Origin of the sequence: Rhodoplanes sp. Z2-YC6860 (assembly GCF_001579845.1) — a bacterium.
In the GTDB taxonomy this organism is placed as follows: domain Bacteria; phylum Pseudomonadota; class Alphaproteobacteria; order Rhizobiales; family Xanthobacteraceae; genus Z2-YC6860.
Map to the genome: position 1 here is coordinate 8,031,677 of NZ_CP007440.1, position 18,627 is coordinate 8,050,303.

The 18,627-nt window shown below is 63.7% G+C and carries 16 protein-coding genes; 4 read left to right on the forward strand and 12 right to left on the reverse strand.

All coding sequences use genetic code 11. From position 1 onward, the window contains the following. Positions 1-112 precede the first annotated feature (112 nt). Positions 113-1,009: an NAD(P)-dependent oxidoreductase gene (locus RHPLAN_RS37315; protein WP_068029893.1), complete on the reverse strand. Its 897-nt coding sequence runs from the start codon at positions 1,007-1,009 to the stop codon at positions 113-115. 176 nt (positions 1,010-1,185) lie between these two features. Here RHPLAN_RS37315 and RHPLAN_RS37320 point away from each other — a divergent pair, with 176 nt between their 5' ends. Genes RHPLAN_RS37320 through RHPLAN_RS37330 form a run of 3 tightly spaced genes read left to right on the forward strand, consistent with a single transcriptional unit; the run spans position 1,186 to position 4,365 of the window. Beyond that, on the forward strand, positions 1,186-1,671 hold the full coding sequence (locus RHPLAN_RS37320) for a MarR family winged helix-turn-helix transcriptional regulator (protein ID WP_068029895.1): 486 nt from the start codon (positions 1,186-1,188) through the stop codon (positions 1,669-1,671). After that, complete coding sequence (locus tag RHPLAN_RS37325; protein ID WP_068029898.1) at positions 1,664-2,827, forward strand: HlyD family secretion protein; 1,164 nt, start codon at positions 1,664-1,666, stop codon at positions 2,825-2,827. Before RHPLAN_RS37320 ends, RHPLAN_RS37325 begins: the two co-directional genes overlap by 8 nt. After that, entirely contained in the window at positions 2,824-4,365 is a 1,542-nt protein-coding gene (locus RHPLAN_RS37330) for a DHA2 family efflux MFS transporter permease subunit (RefSeq protein ID WP_068029901.1), read from the forward strand. The genes RHPLAN_RS37325 and RHPLAN_RS37330 overlap by 4 nt, the downstream gene beginning before the upstream one ends. A gap of 153 nt (positions 4,366-4,518) precedes the next feature. Here RHPLAN_RS37330 and RHPLAN_RS37335 read toward each other — a convergent pair whose 3' ends face one another. From RHPLAN_RS37335 to RHPLAN_RS37385, 11 genes are all read right to left on the reverse strand, one after another. Then, the gene (locus tag RHPLAN_RS37335) at positions 4,519-5,640 is read right to left on the reverse strand and encodes a CaiB/BaiF CoA transferase family protein (RefSeq protein WP_068029904.1); all 1,122 of its coding nucleotides are present in this window, start codon (positions 5,638-5,640) and stop codon (positions 4,519-4,521) included. Between the two features lie 69 nt (positions 5,641-5,709). Further along, positions 5,710-5,997 carry a GIY-YIG nuclease family protein gene (locus tag RHPLAN_RS37340; protein WP_237180003.1) on the reverse strand — a complete coding sequence of 96 codons (288 nt, stop codon included), beginning with the start codon at positions 5,995-5,997 and terminating at the stop codon, positions 5,710-5,712. Positions 5,998-6,070: 73 nt separating this feature from the next. Continuing rightward, complete coding sequence (locus tag RHPLAN_RS37345; RefSeq protein ID WP_068029909.1) at positions 6,071-7,240, reverse strand: acyl-CoA dehydrogenase family protein; 1,170 nt, start codon at positions 7,238-7,240, stop codon at positions 6,071-6,073. Next, the gene (locus RHPLAN_RS37350) at positions 7,237-8,097 is read right to left on the reverse strand and encodes a MaoC/PaaZ C-terminal domain-containing protein (protein WP_068029912.1); all 861 of its coding nucleotides are present in this window, start codon (positions 8,095-8,097) and stop codon (positions 7,237-7,239) included. The genes RHPLAN_RS37345 and RHPLAN_RS37350 overlap by 4 nt, the downstream gene beginning before the upstream one ends. 54 nt (positions 8,098-8,151) lie before the next feature. Next, the gene (locus RHPLAN_RS37355) at positions 8,152-9,066 is read right to left on the reverse strand and encodes an SDR family NAD(P)-dependent oxidoreductase (protein ID WP_068029916.1); all 915 of its coding nucleotides are present in this window, start codon (positions 9,064-9,066) and stop codon (positions 8,152-8,154) included. Positions 9,067-9,326: 260 nt separating this feature from the next. Further along, entirely contained in the window at positions 9,327-10,433 is a 1,107-nt protein-coding gene (locus RHPLAN_RS37360) for a 5-methyltetrahydropteroyltriglutamate--homocysteine S-methyltransferase (RefSeq protein WP_068029919.1), read from the reverse strand. 194 nt (positions 10,434-10,627) lie between these two features. Then, the gene (locus tag RHPLAN_RS37365; RefSeq protein ID WP_068029922.1) at positions 10,628-11,896 is read right to left on the reverse strand and encodes an amino acid ABC transporter substrate-binding protein; all 1,269 of its coding nucleotides are present in this window, start codon (positions 11,894-11,896) and stop codon (positions 10,628-10,630) included. 28 nt (positions 11,897-11,924) lie between these two features. Then, positions 11,925-13,034 carry a 5-methyltetrahydropteroyltriglutamate--homocysteine S-methyltransferase gene (locus RHPLAN_RS37370; protein ID WP_068029925.1) on the reverse strand — a complete coding sequence of 370 codons (1,110 nt, stop codon included), beginning with the start codon at positions 13,032-13,034 and terminating at the stop codon, positions 11,925-11,927. A gap of 216 nt (positions 13,035-13,250) precedes the next feature. After that, on the reverse strand, positions 13,251-14,357 hold the full coding sequence (locus tag RHPLAN_RS37375) for a 5-methyltetrahydropteroyltriglutamate--homocysteine S-methyltransferase (RefSeq protein WP_068029927.1): 1,107 nt from the start codon (positions 14,355-14,357) through the stop codon (positions 13,251-13,253). 182 nt (positions 14,358-14,539) lie between these two features. Then, positions 14,540-15,646, reverse strand: a complete 1,107-nt coding sequence (locus tag RHPLAN_RS37380) for a 5-methyltetrahydropteroyltriglutamate--homocysteine S-methyltransferase (protein WP_068029930.1) — start codon at positions 15,644-15,646, stop codon at positions 14,540-14,542. Positions 15,647-15,901: 255 nt separating this feature from the next. Continuing rightward, entirely contained in the window at positions 15,902-17,008 is a 1,107-nt protein-coding gene (locus tag RHPLAN_RS37385) for a 5-methyltetrahydropteroyltriglutamate--homocysteine S-methyltransferase (protein ID WP_068032475.1), read from the reverse strand. A gap of 351 nt (positions 17,009-17,359) precedes the next feature. On the opposite strand from RHPLAN_RS37385, the gene RHPLAN_RS37390 reads away from it, so the two are divergent. After that, positions 17,360-18,565 carry an ABC transporter substrate-binding protein gene (locus RHPLAN_RS37390; RefSeq protein WP_068029934.1) on the forward strand — a complete coding sequence of 402 codons (1,206 nt, stop codon included), beginning with the start codon at positions 17,360-17,362 and terminating at the stop codon, positions 18,563-18,565. Positions 18,566-18,627 lie beyond the last annotated feature (62 nt).

The window sequence follows — 18,627 nt, forward strand, 5'->3', positions numbered from 1 at the left end:
TGAAGTCCGCGAACCCGGAATCCATAACCACTGCTGCGGAGTATGGATTCCGGGTCCGGCGCTTCGCGCCGTCCCGGAATGACTGTGGCAACAGTCTGCCACGTATGACTGCTCAAGCCTTCTTCGCCGCCCTCATCGTCACGCCTGCGCGCTTCTCGACGGTCTTGGCGAGCTCCGTGAAATCCGACTGCTCGCCGTTCTCTTTCATCGCCGTCTCCCACAGACTGCCGACCGCCTTGGCGACTTCGACCGGGATGCCGTAGTCCTCGGCCTCGGCCAGAAACAGCCGCACGTCCTTCACCATCAGCGCCATGCCGAAGCCGTAGTCGAAGGTGCCGGGCAGAACCGAGCGCGGAAACTTCTGGGTAGTCGCGGTGTTCATGCCGCTGCCGGCATTGATGACGTCGCACATCAGGCTCGGATCAAGGCCGGCCTTGACGCCCATCGCGATCGCTTCCGAACTCGCCGCCATGCCGGTGGCCGAGAGGAAATTGTTGGCGAGCTTCATGCTCTGCGCCATGCCGGGCTTGTCGCCGCAGTAGAACACCTTGCCGAACACTTCGAGCGCCGGACGGACCTGCTCGACCTCGTCTTTCGGCCCCGACGTCATGACGGCGAGTGTGCCCTTCTCGGCGCCGCCGACGCCGCCGCTCACCGGGCAATCGATCTGCACGATGTTGCGCGCTTTCAAAATCTCGGCGGTCTTCACCGCGGCGCGCGAGCCTGTGGTGGAGAGATCGATATAGCGGGCGATGCGGTTGCCGCGTGTGAGCCCGTTCTCGCCGTTGACTACCTTCATGCCGATGTCGAGCGACGGCAGGCTCGTCATCACGGTCTCGACCCGGCTCGCGACGTCGGCGGGCGAACTCGCCGCCTGCGCGCCGAGCGCCACGAGCTTGTCCATCGCCTCCTTGCGGGTGTCGAACACCGTGAGCTTGTGGCCGGCCTCGACGAGGCGCCGGCTCATCGGGCCGCCCATGTTGCCGAGGCCGATGAATCCGATTTCCATTCCAAGTCCTCCCAAAGTGCTTTTGCGCGCCCTCCAGGCGCCGCGGCGCGGCGCACAGTGCCCGACCGCGGCACGGCCGTCACCCGGCCCGCGCCAGACCCGAAATTCCCGCATGGCAGAACCGCGGCCACCCGCTTGCAGAAATGATAAGCAAGCTTATTATATCTCAGCATATCATGATGAAACTTAGCAAAAACCGAGAAATCCTCTTTCTGATCAGCGACGTAGGCCGCTTATTGCGCACCTATGCCGATCAGAAAGCCCGCCAATTCGGCATGACTCGGGCCCAATGGGCCGTCCTGCTCAAGCTCGAGCGGCACGAAGGCGCCAATCAGTCCGACCTCGCCGAGTTCCTGGAGATCCAGCCGATCACGCTGACCCGCCTGGTCGACCGGCTCTGCGACAACGGCCTGATCGAGCGCAGGCCCGACCCGGCCGACCGCCGCGCCAAGCTCCTTTACCTGACGCCGGCGGCGCGGCCGCTGATCGAAAAGATTTCCGCCGAGGTCGAAGTGCTGGCCGACGAAATCCTGGCCGGCACCGATCCGCGGGCGATCGACTCCGTGATGTCGCAACTCGGCATCGCCCGTGAAAATTTGAAGCAGGCAATCGCGGGAAAGACCTCGCAAGAAGCGAACAAAGACGTGAAGAAATATGGCTGAGCCCACCCTCAAAGTCGTGACCGAGGCGCCGACGGCGCCCGACGCGAAACCCGACGCCGCGAAGGCGCCGGGCACAAGATTTTCGCGCAAGCGCATCCGCACCATTCTGCTGATCGTCGTGCCGCTGATCGTGCTCGCGATCGGCACGTTCATCTGGCTCGGCTCTGGCCGCTACATTTCCACCGATAACGCCTATGTCGGCGCGCAGAAGGTGCTGATCACCCCGGACATCTCCGGCAAGGTGCTTCGCGTGATGGTGCGCGAAGGCCAGCACGTCAAGGCCGGCGATGAGCTGTTCGAGATCGATCCGCAGCCGTTTCAGCTCGCGCTGACGCAGGCGAAGGCCAAGCTCGAAACCGCCCGCGCCGACCACGCCAACCTGATCGCCAACATTCAGTCGCTCAATGAATTGGTCGACCTGGCGAAGCAGGCCGTCGCGCTGAAGCAGCGCGACGTCGACCGCAAGACGCAACTTGCGAAAACCAATGCCGGCTCGCAAGCGGACCTCGACACCGCCCTGGCCGCGATGGTCACCGCGGAGCTGCAGTCGCAGCTTGCCGTCCAGCAGCGCAACACCACGCTGAACCAGTTGCTCGGCGATCCGAACCTGCCGCTGGAGAAATTCCCGGCCTATCAGCAGGCCCAGGCCGCACTCGACCAGGCCCAGCGCGACCTCAACCACACCATGCTGCGCGCGCCGATCGACGGCATCGCGACGCAAGTCGACAACATCCAGCTTGGCCGTTTCGTGATGGCCAGCACGCCGGTGTTCTCGGTGGTCGACGACGCCGCGCCCTGGGTCGACGCCAACCCGAAGGAAACCGACATCACCAACCTGAAGATCGGCCAGCGCGCCCAGGTGATCGTCGACACGTTCCCGGACCGCACCTTCTGGGGCACCGTCGCCGCGGTCGCTCCCGGCACCGGCTCGCAGTTCTCGATCCTGCCGGCGCAGAACGCCAGCGGCAACTGGGTCAAGGTGGTGCAGCGCGTTCCGGTGCGCATCCAGCTCGACCGCGATCCTGCGCTGCAGGGGCTGCGCGCCGGCATGAGCGTCACGGTCGACATCGACACCAAGTCGCTGCCCGCGGCGCCGCGCGCCGCCGCGGCGCAAGATTCGGCGCAGGAGCCGCAGAAGCAAGCCGCGAAACAATGATCCGCGTTGCCACCAACATGTCGCCTACGGCGCGACGCACGATGCTGACGGTCTGCGCCATGACCGCCACCATCATGCAGGCGCTCGACACGACGGTGGCAAACGTCGCGCTGCCCTATATGCAGGGCAGCCTCTCGGCCTCGCTCGACCAGATCAACTGGGTGCTGACGTCCTACATCGTCGCCTCGGCCATCATGACGGCGCCAATCGGCTGGATGTCGGACCGGTTCGGGCGCAAACGCCTGTTCGTGATCTGCTCAGGAGGCTTCACGGTCGCGTCGCTCCTCTGCGCCATGTCGCAGGACATCGGCGCGATGGTGACGGCGCGGCTGCTGCAGGGCGCCTTCGGCGCCGCGCTGGTGCCGCTGTCGCAGTCCGTCATGCTCGACTCCTATCCGCCCGAACAGCGCGGCCAGGCCATGGCGATCTGGGGCATGGGCGTGATGCTCGGCCCGATCATGGGCCCGACGCTGGGCGGCTTCCTGACCGATCAATACTCCTGGCACTGGGTGTTCCTGATCAACCTGCCGGTCGGCATCGTGACGGTGCTGGGCCTCATGGTGTTCATGGACGAGACCAAGAAGCAGGACCACCTGCGCTTCGACTGGTTCGGCTTCGTCGCACTCGCGATCGGCATCGGCGCGCTGCAGCTCGTCCTCGACCGCGGCGAACAGGTCGGCTGGTATGACGCGACCGAGATCGTCGTCGAGACCATCATCTCGGCGGCGGGCTTCTACTTCTTCTTCGCGCACTCGCTGACCACCGAAGAGCCGTTCGTGCGCTTCGAGATGTTCAAGGACCGCAACTTCGCGGCCGCCTGCCTTTTCATGTCGGTGATCGGCGTCGTCTTGTTCGGCGTCATGGCGCTGATCACCCCCTTCATGCAGAACCTGCTCGGCTATCCGATCATGACGGCGGGCTTCCTGCTCGGCGCCCGCGGCGTCGGCACGCTGATCTCGATGATGATGGTCGGCCGGCTGATGAAATTCGTCGAGCCGCGCACGCTGGTCGGCATCGGCCTCGCCATCTCGGCCGTGACGCTCTACGAGATGATCAACTTCACCACCGACACCTCGGCCAGAACCATCGTGATCCTCGGCGTGATTCAGGGCGCTGGTCTCGGCCTCGTGTTCGTGCCGCTGTCGACGGTGGCCTTCACCAGCCTGCCCGGGCACCTGCGCACCAGCGGCACCGCGATGCTGACGCTCGTTCGCAACATCGGCAGCTCGGTCGGCATCTCCATGGTGATCGCGAATCTCACCAGCACCACGACGGTGATGCATGCGCGGCTGACTGAGCATGTCACGCCGTTCAACGACGCCTTGCAGCAGGCCGGCTCAATGCTCGATATGGCAACCGACCAGGGCCGCGCGCTGCTCGATACGATCGTCACCCAGCAGGCGACGATCATCTCCTACGACAACACGTTCAAGCTGTTGATGATGCTGACGCTGGTGTCGTTGCCGCTGGTGCTTGCGATCGGCAAGGCACGGCCGAAGCCCGCGGGTGCGCCGGAAGAAGTGCATGCGATGGATTGAGGCTCGCGCGCTAGTGGCACCGCTCTCTCCACGTCATGGCCGGGCTCGTCCCGGCCATCTCGATAAGGGAGGCACGGTGCCCACCTAAGCGAGATGCGCGGGTCAAGCCCGCGCATGACGGCGGAGAATGGTTGGGCACGTTGCGTCAGTTTTCTACCGCTTGAACTCAGCCCTGATCTTGTCTGAGTGCTCGCCCACCCCCGGCACCGGCCCATACCGCCGCGGTGCGCCCTCGCGCTGCGCGGCGGGCGCGGGATAGGCCACCGGTCCATCCGGCGATCCCACCTCGATGCGGCGCAGGTGCGGATGATGGGCGAGCTCGCCGGGGCCGTTCACCCGCCCGAACGCGATGTCGGCCGCCGCGAGCTTGTCCTGCAGCGCCTCCACATCGAGCGCGCCAAAGGCGGCTGCGACCTTGCCGTCGGTTTCGGCCCGGCGCTTCACCCGTTCGATGTTGGTGCCGAAGTTCGGATCGGCAGCGAGCGCTTTGTCGCCCAGGACCTTTTCGGCGAGGATCCGCCACTCGCGATCGCTCTGGATCGAGATCAGGATGTCGGCGCCGTCCCTGGTCTTGAACACGCCATAGGGCGCGATCGACGTGTGGGCCAGGCCGATGCGCTTGGGCGGCGAGCCACCCTCATGCTGGAGAAGCGGCACCGTCATCCAGTCCGCCATGGCATCGAACATCGACACCGAGATCGACGTGCCCTCGCCGGTGCGGCCGCGCGCGATCAGCGCTTCGAGAATGGCCTGATACGCGTTCATCCCGGACGCGATATCACAGACCGAGACACCGACCCGCGACGGCGCCTCGGGCCCGCCGGTGACGGAGGCAATGCCCGCTTCGGCCTGGATCAGCATGTCGTAGGCCTTGCGTTGCGCGTAAGGCCCGGTCTCGCCATAGCCCGACACCGAGCAGACGATCAGCTTCGGGTAGTCGCGGCGCAACCGCTCGACCGCGAAGCCGAGCTTCGCCACCGCGCCGGGCTTCAGGTTCTGGATGAACACATCGGCCTTGGCGAGCATGGCTTCGAGCAAGGCCTTGTCGTCATCCTTCGTGAGATCCATCACGATGGATTCCTTGCCGCGGTTGAGCCAGACGAAATAGCTCGACTGGCCCTTGGCCAGCGCGTCATAGCCGCGCGCGAAATCGCCCTCCGGCCGCTCGATCTTGATGACACGCGCGCCGGCATCGGCAAGCCGGCACGAGCACATCGGCGCGGCCACGGCCTGCTCCAGCGCCACGACGAGAATACCTTCGAGGGGAAGCGTCATAGTGTCCCCCGATTCGCCACCCGCACCGCCGTCATCGCCGGGCTTGTCCCGGCGATCTCGATTATTAGGCTAGACAATTTCGTCATAGAGATCGCGCCACCTGTCGTTCTTTTCAGCGATGAGTCGGGTCTTCCAAGACCGCGGCCAATGCTTGATGTTCTTCTCACGTTGAATGGCCTGATAGGCAGTGTCGTAAGCTTCGAAATGCACCAAGCGATCGATTTTGTATCGTTTGGTAAAACCCGCGACCAATCCATTTTTGTGCTCGTACGTGCGACGAACCAAGTCGTTGGTCACGCCAACGTAGATCGCGCCACCCGGTCTGCTTGCAAGAATGTACACGTAGAACTGTTGCACACACCGAGCATCGCTAATCGAGATCGCCGGGACAAGCCCGGCGATGACAGCAGTGTGCGGGTTACAATCGCGCTCAATACGACCTTGGCAAACCGAGCACGTGTTCGGCGATATACGACAGCACCAAGTTGGTCGAGATCGGCGCGACCGTATAAAGCCGCGTCTCGCGGAACTTGCGCTCGATGTCGAACTCCTCTGCGAAGCCGAAGCCGCCGTGGGTCTGCAGGCACATGTCGGCGGCGGCCCAGGAGGCCTCGGCGGCCAATTGCTTCGCCATGTTGGCCTGCTCGCCGCAATTTTCGCCCGCCGCGTAAAGCCGCGCCGCCTCGTGCACCATCAACTCGGCGGCGCACATCTGCATGTAGGCCCGCGCGATCGGAAACTGCACGCCCTGATTCTGGCCGATCGGCCGGTTGAACAGCACGCGTTCCTTCGCGTAAGCCGAGGCTTTCTCGATGAACCACTTGGCGTCGCCGATGCATTCCGACGCGATCAGAATCCGCTCGGCGTTCATGCCGGCCAGGATGTAGCGGAAGCCCTTGCCCTCCTCGCCGACCAGGCTGTCCGCCGGGATCTTCATGTTGTCGAAGAACACCTCGGTGGTCGCGTGATTCATCATGGTGCGGATCGGCCGGATGCTGAGGCCCTTGCCTCGCAGGGCCCGCATATCGACCAGGAACACCGACAGCCCGTCGGTGCGAGACTTGGCCTGCTCACGCGGCGTGGTGCGGGCGAGGAGAAGCATCAGGTCTGAATGCTCGGCGCGCGAGGTCCAGATCTTCTGACCGTTCACCACATAGCCGCTGTTGCCGTCCTTCACCGCCGTCGTGCGGAGCGACAGCGTGTCAGTGCCGGACGTCGGCTCGGTGACGCCGAAGGCCTGCAGGCGCAACGTGCCCGACGCAATGCCCGGCAGATATTTCTGCTTCTGCGCAGCGCTGCCGTGACGGAGCACGGTGCCCATGGTGTACATCTGCGCATGACAAGCCGCGCCGTTGCAGCCCGAAGCGTGAATCTCCTCCATGATCGCGGCCGCGGCCGGCATCGCGAGGCCGCTGCCGCCATACTCTTCCGGAATCAGCGCCGCGAGGAAGCCTGCCTTGGTCAGCGCTTCGACGAACGCGGTCGGATAGGCACGCTCGCGATCGACCTTGCGCCAGTATTCGCCGGGAAATCCGCCGCACAGCGCGCGCACCGCCTCGCGGATCGATGCAAGCTCTGAGTCGTCCGGCGCGGCCGTCATCCCCGCACCTCGGCGCGGCCGTTGTTCATGACGACGACGTTCCTCTCGGGCACCGACGCGCGGAAGCTCACGACGTTGCCGTCGCACCACATCTCGGTGCGGATGGTCTCGCCCGGGAACACCGGCGCCGAGAAACGCCCGCCGAACGAGACGACGCGCGTGGGATCGTAGTCGCACACGCTCTTCAGGAACGCGTGACCTACCACGCCGAAGGTGCCGAGCCCGTGCATGATCGGCTTCGGAAAGCCCGCGGTCTTCGCCATGTCCGGGTCGATGTGCAACGGATTCCGGTCGCCGGTCAGCCGATAAATGATGGCCTGCTCGGGCCGGGTGCCGAGATCGCAGACGAGATCGGGCTTGCGCTCCGGGATCGGATGCACCGGCGGGCTCTCGCGCGGCGGGCCGCCGAAGCCGCCATCGGCGCGGCAGAACGTGGTCTGCCCCACGGTCGCGATCACCGCACCGGTCGCCTTGTCGATAACCTTGCGCTCGGCATAGACCACCGCGCCCTTGCCCTGCCCCTTGTCGATCACTTCAAGGACGCGGGTCTTCCCGATCACCGTGCCGGTGGGCTTGAGCGGCTGATGCAGCGTCACGCTCTGCTCGCCATTGACGATCCGCACCCAGTCGATGCCGGTGTCGAGTTCGCGCACCCAGAAACCGGGATACCCGACCATGGCGGCGAAGGTCGGCAGCGCCTTCAGGTTCTTTTCGTAGACGAAGTCGAGCTGCTTCAGATCGAGCGGATCGTGGCCGAGGCCGACGCCGAGCGCGTAGAGGATCGTGTCCTTGTCGGTATAGGTTTGCTCAGCGTCGGGAATCTTCAGCGCGAGCAGCTTGTCGTAGTTGATGGTCATGGGACTACTCGTACGCTGATGGCGCGGCCACCTCAGGGTGACGGGGAGAGAGTGTCAAATCGGGTCCCAGGCGAACACCTCGGCGGAGCGGTCGAGCGGCGTGAATGACGGGCCGAACGCGCCCTTGAGCTGCGCATCGAGCCTTTCCGGCGTCCAGCCCTCGGAGCGATGGATCGAGCGGATCGGCCGGGTCTGGTTGAACAGGAAGATCTCGTTGTTGCGCACCGAAAATATCTGGCCGGAGATGCCAGCCGCCTTGTCGGAGCCGAGATAAACCACGAGCGGCGCGATCTTCTCCGGCGTCATCTGCTGCAGCCGCGCAACGCGCTCCTTCTCGGCGTCGGTTTCGGTCGGGATCGAGCCGATCATGCGGCCCCAGGCGAACGGCGCGATGGCGTTGGAGCGGATGTTGAAACGCTGCATGTCGAGCGCGATGCCGCGCGACAGGCCGACGATGCCCATCTTGGCCGCCATGTAGTTGGCCTGGCCGAAGTTGCCGATCAGGCCCGACGTCGACGTCATATGGATCATCGAGCCGGAGTTCTGCTCGCGGAAGTGTGTGGCGCAGGCGCGGCTCATGGCGAACGAGCCGTGCAGATGCACCGAGATCACATCGGACCAGTCCGACCAGCTCATGCGGTGAAAAATCTTGTCGCGCAGGATGCCGGCGTTGTTCACCAGAATGTCGACCCTGCCGAAGGTCTCGATCGCCGAGGCGACGATCTTGTCGGCATTGGCCGGATCGCCGATCGAGATGGTCGACGCGATGGCCGCGCCGCCCTTCTTCTTGATCTCGTTGACGACCTCTTGCGCGGGGCCGGTGTCGCTGCCCGAGCCGTCGAGCGCCACGCCAATGTCGTTGACGACGACCTTGGCGCCCTCCTCGGCCAGCATCAGCGCGATGGCGCGGCCGATGCCGCGGCCCGCGCCGGTGACGATGGCGACCTTGTCCTGAACGATTCCGGCCATGTGTTCTGTCCGCTTTGGGTGTCTGACGGCACCTTTTTGCGAACAGATGGCCTGCCGGGTCAAGCCCGCCAGCAGGGTCGGGCTGGTGCAACTTGTGTCCCGGGCGCGTCGCAGCACGAAGTGATGCGACGCAGACCCGGGACCCCAGTTACTTGCAATTGAAAATAAAAGAAGCTGGGTCCCGGATCAGCGGTGCACCGTTCCGCTTCGCTTCACGCTGCACCGCATCCGGGACACAAGCGGCATAAGCCATGTCCTCATCAGCGCCCCCAGACCTCGTCGGCGACCTCGACGATCAACCGCAGCTTGGCCCATTGCTCGTCCTCGGTGAGCGTATTGCCCTCCTCGGTCGAGGCGAAGCCGCACTGGCCGGACAGCGCGAGCTGCTCGAGATCGCAGAACTTCGCGGCCTGGTCGATCCGGCGCTTGAGTTCGTCCTTGGTTTCGAGCTTGCCGCTCTTGGTGGTGACGAGGCCCAGCACCACGGTCTTACCCTTGGGCAAGAGCCGCAGCGGCTCGAAGCCGCCGGCGCGGTCGGTATCGTACTCCATGAAGTAGCCGTGCACGTTGGTCTGGTTGAACAGCACGTCGGCCTCGGCGTCGTAGCCGCCGGCGCCCATGAAGGTCGATTTGTAGTTGCCCCGGCACAGATGCATGGTGACCGTCATGTCGGACGGAATGTCCGACATCGCGGCGTTGATCAGCTTCGCGTAAAGCGGACCGAGCTTCTCCGGATCGTCGCCGCGCTTGACCATCTGGTCGCGATACTTCGGATCGCACAGCATGGCGATGAACACTTCGTCGAGTTGCAGGTAGCGGCAGCCGGCATCGGCGAAGCCGCGCACCGCCTTCTTGTAGGCATTGCCGAGATCGTCCCAGAAGCGGTCCATGGTCGGATAGGCGGTCTTGTCGATCGGTGTCGCGATCGGCCGGCCGTAGATCGCCGACGGTGCCGGAATGGTGATCTTCGGCGTGCGCTTGGTGTGGGCCGCGACGAACCGGAAATGTTCGACCATCGGATGAGGGCCGGCCATGCCGAGCCGGCCCGCAACCTTCACGCCCTCGTTGCGGGTGTTGACCGCGGCGAAATGGATGCCTTCATCCATGACGTGCTTTTCGACGCCGTCGAGGCCCCAGAGGAAATCGAGATGCCACCACGAGCGGCGGAACTCGCCGTCCGTGATGGCGTGGAGGCCAACGTCCTCCTGCTTTTTGATGACGCGCTCGATCTCGGTATCTTCGATTGTCTTCAGCGCGTCTTGCGTGATCTCGCCCTTGGCGCGCTTCGCACGCGCGTCGTGAATGACCTTGGGGCGAAGCAGGCTGCCGACATGGTCGGCGCGGAACGGCGGCTTGGTGCGTTTCATGGTTGTTGTTTCCTATGTGAGCCGACTTGCTCTGCTCTCGTGTCCGGGCGCGGCGCAGCGCGTCAGCGGTGCGACGCAGACCCGGGACCCCGGTTGCTATCAACGAAAGGAAAGAAACCGGGGTCCCGGGTCTGCAGCGCAGCACTGCGCTTCGCTTGTGCTGCGCTGCGCCCGGGACACAAGCGGAGAGAACGCTACTTCGCCTTCTCGTACGGATAGATCACGTCGCCCGACTTGTACTGCGACGGATAGAGCAGCACCTCGGTCTTGAGGTCCTTGAACTCGTCGACCGAATTGCCCTTGATGTTCTGGAACTGCACATAGAGCATCCGGTCCTTCTCCCACTCGCCGCGGGCGCCGAACTTCACGTCGCCGACCGTGGTCTTGAACGTGGTCTTGCGGATGTAGGCGGCGAGATCGTCGTCCTTGAGACTCTTGGTCTCCTTGATCGCGTCGCCGAGCACCTGGAGATAAGCGTAGGCCCAGACCGGCATGTAGTAGCCGAGCGGATCGACACCCTCGGCCGCAGCGCGCGCCTGATACTTCTTCAGGAGCTCCATCGAGCCCGGGAACTGCATCGACGGCACCGGGATCCAGGTCTCGTAATTGACGATGCCGTTCAGCAGCGGGCCAAGCTGTGTCTTGAACACGGTGGCCTGCAGGCCGACCATGGCGCCGCCAATCATCTTCGGCTTGAAGCCGATCTCGTTGATCGCCTTGATCATACCGACCGAGTCGAGCGGATACGAGCAGATCACGACGAGGTCCGGATTGCCGGCCTGGATGGCGCGCACGATCGGCGCGAAATCCGTGGTCGATGGCGGATAGTTGCGGTCGTAGGTGATCTTGAGCTTGAGATTCTTGGCGTTCTCGCGCGCGCCGTCGCAGGCGTTGCGGCCAAACTCGGCGTCGGCGGCAACGATCGCGACCGACGTCGGTTTCGGATTCTGCGCCATCGCGATCTCGAAGTAGCCCTTGGTGTAGGTCGGCTTCGGCGTCGGCCCGGTCGGCAGCATCGAGAAGTATTTGTCGTAGTTGAACTCGTCGTTGATGCCGGTGCCGAACAAGCTGATGAACAGCCGCTTCTTCTGGATCATGACCGGCATCGCGGGCGCGATCTGCGTCGACGCGTAGGCGCTGACCGCGAAGTCGACCTTGTCGACGTCGAGCAGCTTCGTATAAAGGGCCGGCACCTGCGCCGGGCTCGACTGATCGTCGTAATAAACGAGCTTCACCGGCCGGCCGAGCAACCCGCCGGCGGCGTTGACGTCCTCCTCCCAGATCTTCATCGCGACGAGCGACATCTTGCCGTTGGCCGCCAGCGGGCCGGTCAGCGACATGCTGAAGCCGATCTTGATCGGCTCGCCACTCTGCGCGAACGCGGCCACGGCCGACATCGCGACCGCCGCCGTGCCGCAAGCGACGCTCCGCGCGAGCCGTCGCCAGTTGAGCAATCCACTCATCGTTTCCTCCCTGCTTATTTCTTGGCGCCTAGCGGCCCCAGATTTCCTCGGCGAGCTCCACCACCATGCGGAGCTTCGCCCACTGTTCGTCCTCGGCGATGATATTGCCTTCCTCGCTCGAAGCGAAGCCGCATTGCGGCGAGAGGCAGATCTGATCGAGCGGCATGAACTTCGCGGCCTGCTCGATGCGGCGTTTGATCGCATCACGGGATTCGAGCTGGCCGGTCTTCGAGGTGACGAGGCCCAGCACCACCTGCTTGCCCTTCGGCACGAAGCGCAGCGGCTCGAAGCCGCCGGCGCGCTCGCTGTCGTACTCCATGAAGTAGCCGTGCACGTTGATGGTGTTGAACAGAAGCTCCGCCACCGGCTCGTAGCCGCCCGAGGCGATGAAGGTGGAGCGGAAGTTGCCGCGGCACAGATGCATGGTAATGGCCATGTCGGCCGGAATGTCGGAGATCGCGGCGTTGATCATGCCGGCATAAGCCATCGGCAGCGCGGCCGGATCCTCGCCGCGGTCTTTCACCTGCTGGATCAGCGTCGGGTCGCATAGATAAGTGAGATTGACCTCATCGAGCTGCAGATAGCGGCAGCCCGCGTCGGCAAAAGCGTTCACAGTCTTGCGATAGGTCTCGCCAAGGTCGCGGTAGAATTCGTCCATGTCGGGGTAGACGGACACCGGCACCGCGTCACGGCCATCGCGGAAATGCACCGCCGACGGCGACGGGATCGTCATCTTCGGCGTCTGCCTCGTGTGCGCCTTCAGGAACTTGAAGTGCTCGATCATCGGATGACCGTCGAAGGCGCCGAGCTTCTTCGCCACGCGCGTGAGCACCTGCTGCGGCTGCACGCCGCCCGTAAACTTGACGGTGCGCTGGTGCGACACAGTTTCGATGCCGGGCAGCGCCGAGACAAAATCCGTCTGCCAGGATTTGCGGCGGTTCTCGCCGTCTGTGATCGACTTGAGGCCGGTCTGCTCCTGCTTCTTGATCAGGAGTTCGATCTCGCGATCCTCGATCGTCTTGAGTTGATCCGCGCTGATCTCGCCCGATGCGCGCTTGGCGCGTGCATCCTTCAGCGCCGCGGAGCGGAGAAGACTGCCGACCTGGTCGGCACGGAACGGCGGTTTTGTTCTTTGCATTGCCATTACTCTTTCAACTCACTCAGGTCGTCACCCCCGGGCTTGCCCCGGGGTCCATACGATGGTGCCGCAAGCACAGTTCTTACGACCCATTTTCGTTGCACCCGCTCATGGATCGCCGGGTCATAGGCGAGCGAAGCGACGCCGTCCTTCGGCCGGCTATGCCCGGCGATGACATCGGTGCGTGATGCAGGAACCTCGAACATAATCAGCTATTCACTTGCCCCAAACCTCTTCGGACAATTCGACGATCATCTTCAGCTTCGCCCATTGCTCATCCTCGGCGAGAATGTTGCCCTCCTCGGTCGAGGCGAAGCCGCATTGCGGCGAGAGGCAAAGCTGGTCGAGACCGATGTATTTCGTCGCCTGCTCGATGCGGCGCTTCAATTCGTCCTTCGACTCCAGCTTGCCGGATTTGGACGTCACCAGACCCAGCACCACGAACTTGTTCTTCGGCACGAAGCGCAGCGGCTCGAAGCCGCCGGCGCGATCCGTGTCGTACTCCATGAAGTAGGCCTGGATGTTGATCTCGTTGAACAGGATTTCGGCCACTGGCTCGTAGCCGCCCGACGCGACGAACGTGGACTGGAAGTTGCCGCGGCACAGATGCATCGCGGTCATCATGTCGGCCGGCACGTCGGAGATCGCGGCGTTGATCACCTTGGCATAGATATGCGGGAGCGTCGAAGGGTCATCGCCGCGCTCGGTGACCTGCTGGCGCAGCGCCGGGTCACAGAGATAGGTGAAGTTCACTTCGTCGAGCTGGATGTAGCGGCATCCGGCATCGGCGAAGGCGCGCACCGCCTTGCGATAGCTCTGGCCGAGGTCGCTGTAGAACTCCGTCATATCAGGATAGATAGACTCGGGCACCGCCGAGCGGCCGTAGCGGAAGTGCAGCGACGACGGCGACGGGATCGTCATCTTCGCGGTCTGTTTGGTGTGCGACTGCACGAAACGGAAATGCTCGATCATCGGATGGCCCGAGAAGGCCCCGAGCTTGCCGATCACGCGCAGCATCATCGGCTTGGGGTTCTTGCCCTGGAACTTGATCTTGCGCTCGCCGAGATAGGCCTCGACGCCGGGAAGCTTGCCGAGAAAGTCGTAGTTCCAGAACGCCCGGCGGTATTCGCCGTCGGTGATGGATTTGAGCCCGACCTGCTCCTGCTTCTTGATGATCGCGTCGATCTCGCGATCCTCGACGGCCTTCAGCTGCTCGTCGGTGATCGCATTGGCCTCGCGCTTGGCGCGGGCCTCCTTCAGCGCGGCGGAACGGAGAAGACTGCCGACATGATCGGCACGAAACGGTGGTTTGGTTCTTTGCATTGCCACTACTCTATCCATTCACTCAGGTCGTCACCCCCGGGCTTTGACCCGGGGGTCCATACTATGCCGCAGCAGACATCGTTCTTACGTTCTGCGTGTGCTGCTCCAGCTCATGGATCGCCGGGTCAAGCCCGGCGATGACAGCGGAGTATGACGTTAGTGCACGAAGCATCGTCTGCCGCTCACTTTCCCCAGACCTCTTCGGCGAGTTCGACGATCATGCGCAGCTTGGCCCATTGCTCGTCCTCGGCCAGCACATTGCCCTCCTCGGTCGAGGCGAAGCCGCATTGCGGCGACAGGCACAACTGGTCGAGCGCGACGTACTTGGTCGCTTCGTCGATGCGGCGCTTGATCTGGTCCTTGCTCTCGAGCTTGCCGCTTTTCGACGTGACCAGACCGAGCACCACAGTCTTCTTGCCTTTCGGCACGAAGCGCAGCGGCTCGAAGCCGCCGGCGCGCTCGGTGTCGTATTCCAGGAAATAACCGTCGAGATTGACCTCGCCGAGCAGCTTCTCGGCGACGAAGTCGTAACCGCCGCTCGCGATGAAGGTCGAGCGGAAGTTGCCGCGGCACGAATGCATCGAGATCACCATATCGGCGGGCTTGCCCTCCAGCGCCTTGTTGGTCATCGCGGCGTATTTCGCCGGCAACGAATCTGGATCGTCGCCGCGCTCGCGCGAGTGCTCGCGCTCCTTCGGATCGCACAGCATCGACCAGGCGGTGTCGTCCATCTGCAGATAGCGGCAGCCGGCGTCGTAGAACGCACGGATCGCGTTCCGATAAGCCTTGGCGACGTCGTCGAAATAGGCGTCGAGCTCCGGATAGACCTTCTTGTCGATAGAGGCGCGGCCCTGACGGAAATGCAGCGTGCTGGGCGCGGGAATGGTCATCTTCGGCGTCACCTTGGAGTGAGCCTTCAGATACTTGAAATGCTCGACATGTGGATGACCGGAGAAACCGATCTTGCCGGTCACCCGCACGCTCTCGGCCTTGGTGGTGACGCCGGCGAACTGAATGCCTTTGTCGACCGTGTACATCTCGACGCCGTCGAGTCCCTTATAGAAATCGAACTGCCACCAGGAGCGGCGGAACTCGCCGTCGGTGGCGAGCTTCAGCCCGACCTCCTCCTGCTTGCGAATGATCTTGTCGATCTCGCGGTTCTCGATTTCGGCGAGCTGCGCGTCGATGAGCTCCCGCTTGGCATGCTTGGCGCGCGCGTCCTTCAGCGGCGCGGTGCGGAGCAGGCTGCCGACGTGATCGGCACGGAATGGCGGTGTGCTGCGCTGCATTGCGTCGTCCTCCCTATGGCTGCGCCGTGTGCTTGCCGCTGTCGACGCCATCGTGGCCACTTGCTCCGGCCGTCACCCGCGGGCTTGACCCGCGGGTCCATGCGATGCTGCCGCAAGCCATGTTCTTACGAACCTGGCGCGCTGCGCCCGCTCATGGATCGCCGGGTCAAGCCCGGCGATGACACCGAGCGAGAGGCGACGGCAATCCACCTCAATTTGCGACTTGATCCAAACTCAATCCAACTCACTCCGAGCTCACTTCCCCCAAACCTCTTCGGCGATCTCGACCACCTCGCGCATCTTCGCCCATTGCTGTTCCTCGGTGAGCACGTTGCCCTCCTCGGTCGAGGCGAAACCGCATTGCGGGCTCAGCGCCATCTGCTCCATCGGCATGAACTTCGCAGCCTCGTCGAGACGGCGCTTGACGGTATCCTTGCTCTCCAGCGTGCCGCTCTTCGAGGTGATCACGCCGACCACGACGATCTTGTTGCCCTTGGGCAGGAAGCGCAGCGGCTCGAAGCCACCGGCGCGGTCCGAGTCGTATTCGAGGAAGTAGCCGTCGAAGTTGCACTTCGCGAGCAGGCGCTCGGCGATCGGCTCGTAGCCGCCCGACGAAATCCAGGTCGAGCGGAAGTTGCCGCGACAGACATGCGTCGTGATCGTCATGTCGGCCGGCTTGTCCTTGATCGAGTCGTTGATCAGCTTGGTGTAGTCATCGGCCAGCGTCGCGACATTCATCCCGCGCTCCTTGGCCCGCTTCATCTCCACGTCGGAGCAGAGATACGCCCACGCAGTGTCATCGAACTGCAGATAGCGGCAACCGGCGTCGTAGAACCCCTTCACGGCCTTGCGGTAAGCGGCAGCGAGGTCGGACAGGATCGCGTCGTTGTTCGGATACGCAGTCTTGGCAACCGCGCCCGGCTCAAGGCGGAAGTGAAACACCGTCGGCGCCGGGATGCACATCTTCGGCATCACCTTGGTGTGGTTCTTCACGAAGGTGAAATGCTCAAGCATCGGGTGCTTGCTGAAGTCGATCTTGCCGGTGACGCGGATGCCCTTCGGCTTGGTCTGCACACCCTGGAACTGGATGCCGTGATCCATCTCGTAGACCTCGACATTGTCGAGGCCGTCATAGAAGTCGTAGTGCCAGAACATCCGGCGATACTCGCCGTCGGTCACGCATTGCAGCCCGACGTCTTCCTGCTTCTTGATGACCTTCGGAATCTCCGCATCCTCGACCTTCTTCAGATCGGCCGCGCTGATCTGACCCTTGTCGCGCTTGGCGCGCGCCTCGGTGATCGCCGCGGAGCGCAGATAGCTGCCGACATGGTCGGCGCGGAACGGCGGCTTGGTTCTTTTCATCTCGGTCGTCTCCTCACTCGTCAATTCGTCGTTCGTTGGCAACATTGCATCAGCATCGCACGTGTTCATGTCAGTGGTCGAGAACGGCACCTCTCGTCAACCCTCACCGGACGTTGCGGGACGACGACTTGCGTGCGTGGGAAGGCTCCCATTTCGACTCGCGGCCGCCGGAACGGAAGTGGGTTTTGCTGGCCATGTTGCAGCGCCGATATTCGACGAAAGATGCGCTGAAACGCCGCGTTTTCAGCGGCCCACTCGCTTGCCGCACCAGGCGCTTTCAACCTAGTATCCGCGCCGAACAGGCCGCGCTCGGGGGACAGCGGCCCGCGTCACTTTTCTGGGAGGATTCCAATGTTCAAACGCTTACTTTTGGCGTCGGCCGCGCTGGCGCTGACCACCGCGCTGTCGCAGGCGCAGGAGGTCAAGATCGGCCTCGTTGCCCCCTTTACCGGCATCGGCGCGGAGCTCGGTCAGCAGATCGACCGCGGCGTCGAGCAGTATCTCAAGCTGCGGGGCGACGAGTACAAGCCTTACAAGATCAACGTGATCAAGCGCGACGACAAGGACCCGTCGGGCGCCAACTCCAAGATCGCGGTGCAGGAGCTCCTGACCCAGGACAATGTCGATGCGCTCGCCGGCTGGATCTATTCCCCGAACGCGATCGCGTCGGCGCCGGTCGTCACCGCCGGCAAGAAGATCGCCGTGCTGATGAATGCCGGCACCGCACACATCACCACCATGTCACCCTACTTCGTGCGCACCTCGTTCAGCATGTGGCACTCGGGCTACGCGTTGGGTGAAGCCGCCGTCAAGCAGCTCAAGGCCAAGACCGCGGTCGTGGGCTACAGCGACTTCCCGCCCGGCAAGGACAGCCTCGCGGCGTTCAAGCGCTCGTTCGAAGCCAATGGGGGCAAGGTGATCGACGAAGTCCCGATGGGCGGCGCCGGCCAGGTGCCGGACTTCACGCCGTTCTTCCAGCGCGTGAAGGACAAGAAGCCGGACGTCTTCTTCGTGTTCGTGCCGGCCGGCGACCACTCGCTGGCCGTGGTGAAGACCTATGGCGCGCTCGGCATGAGGGAAGCTGGCATCAAGCTGATCGGCCCGGGCGACATCACCCAGGACATCAAGCTGCAGGCGATGGGCGACGCGGCCGTGGGCCTCATCACCATGCACCACTACTATGCCGACCTGGACAACCCCGCGAACAAGGCCCTGGTCGCGTCGTGGAAGAAGGACTACGGGCCGGACGCGACGCCGGACTTCGTCGCGCTCGGCGCCTATGACGGCATGGCCGCGCTCGCCCACATGATCACGGCGACCAAGGGCAAGATCACTGACACCGCCGCGGCGCTCGCCTCGCTCAAGGACTGGAAATACAACAGCCCTCGCGGCCCGATCTCGATCGATCCGGAGACCCGCGACATCGTCATGAATGAGTATCTGTCCGAAGTGGTGAAAGGCAGCGACGGCAAGCTGCACCAGAAGCAGATCGGCAAGATCGAGCACGTCAAGGACCCGTGCAAGGCCGAGAAGATCGGCCCCTGCGCACCGAAATGACGATGGCCCGATAGGCCTTTTGCATCACGAAACCGCCGCCCTGACCGGGCGGCGGTTTTGCT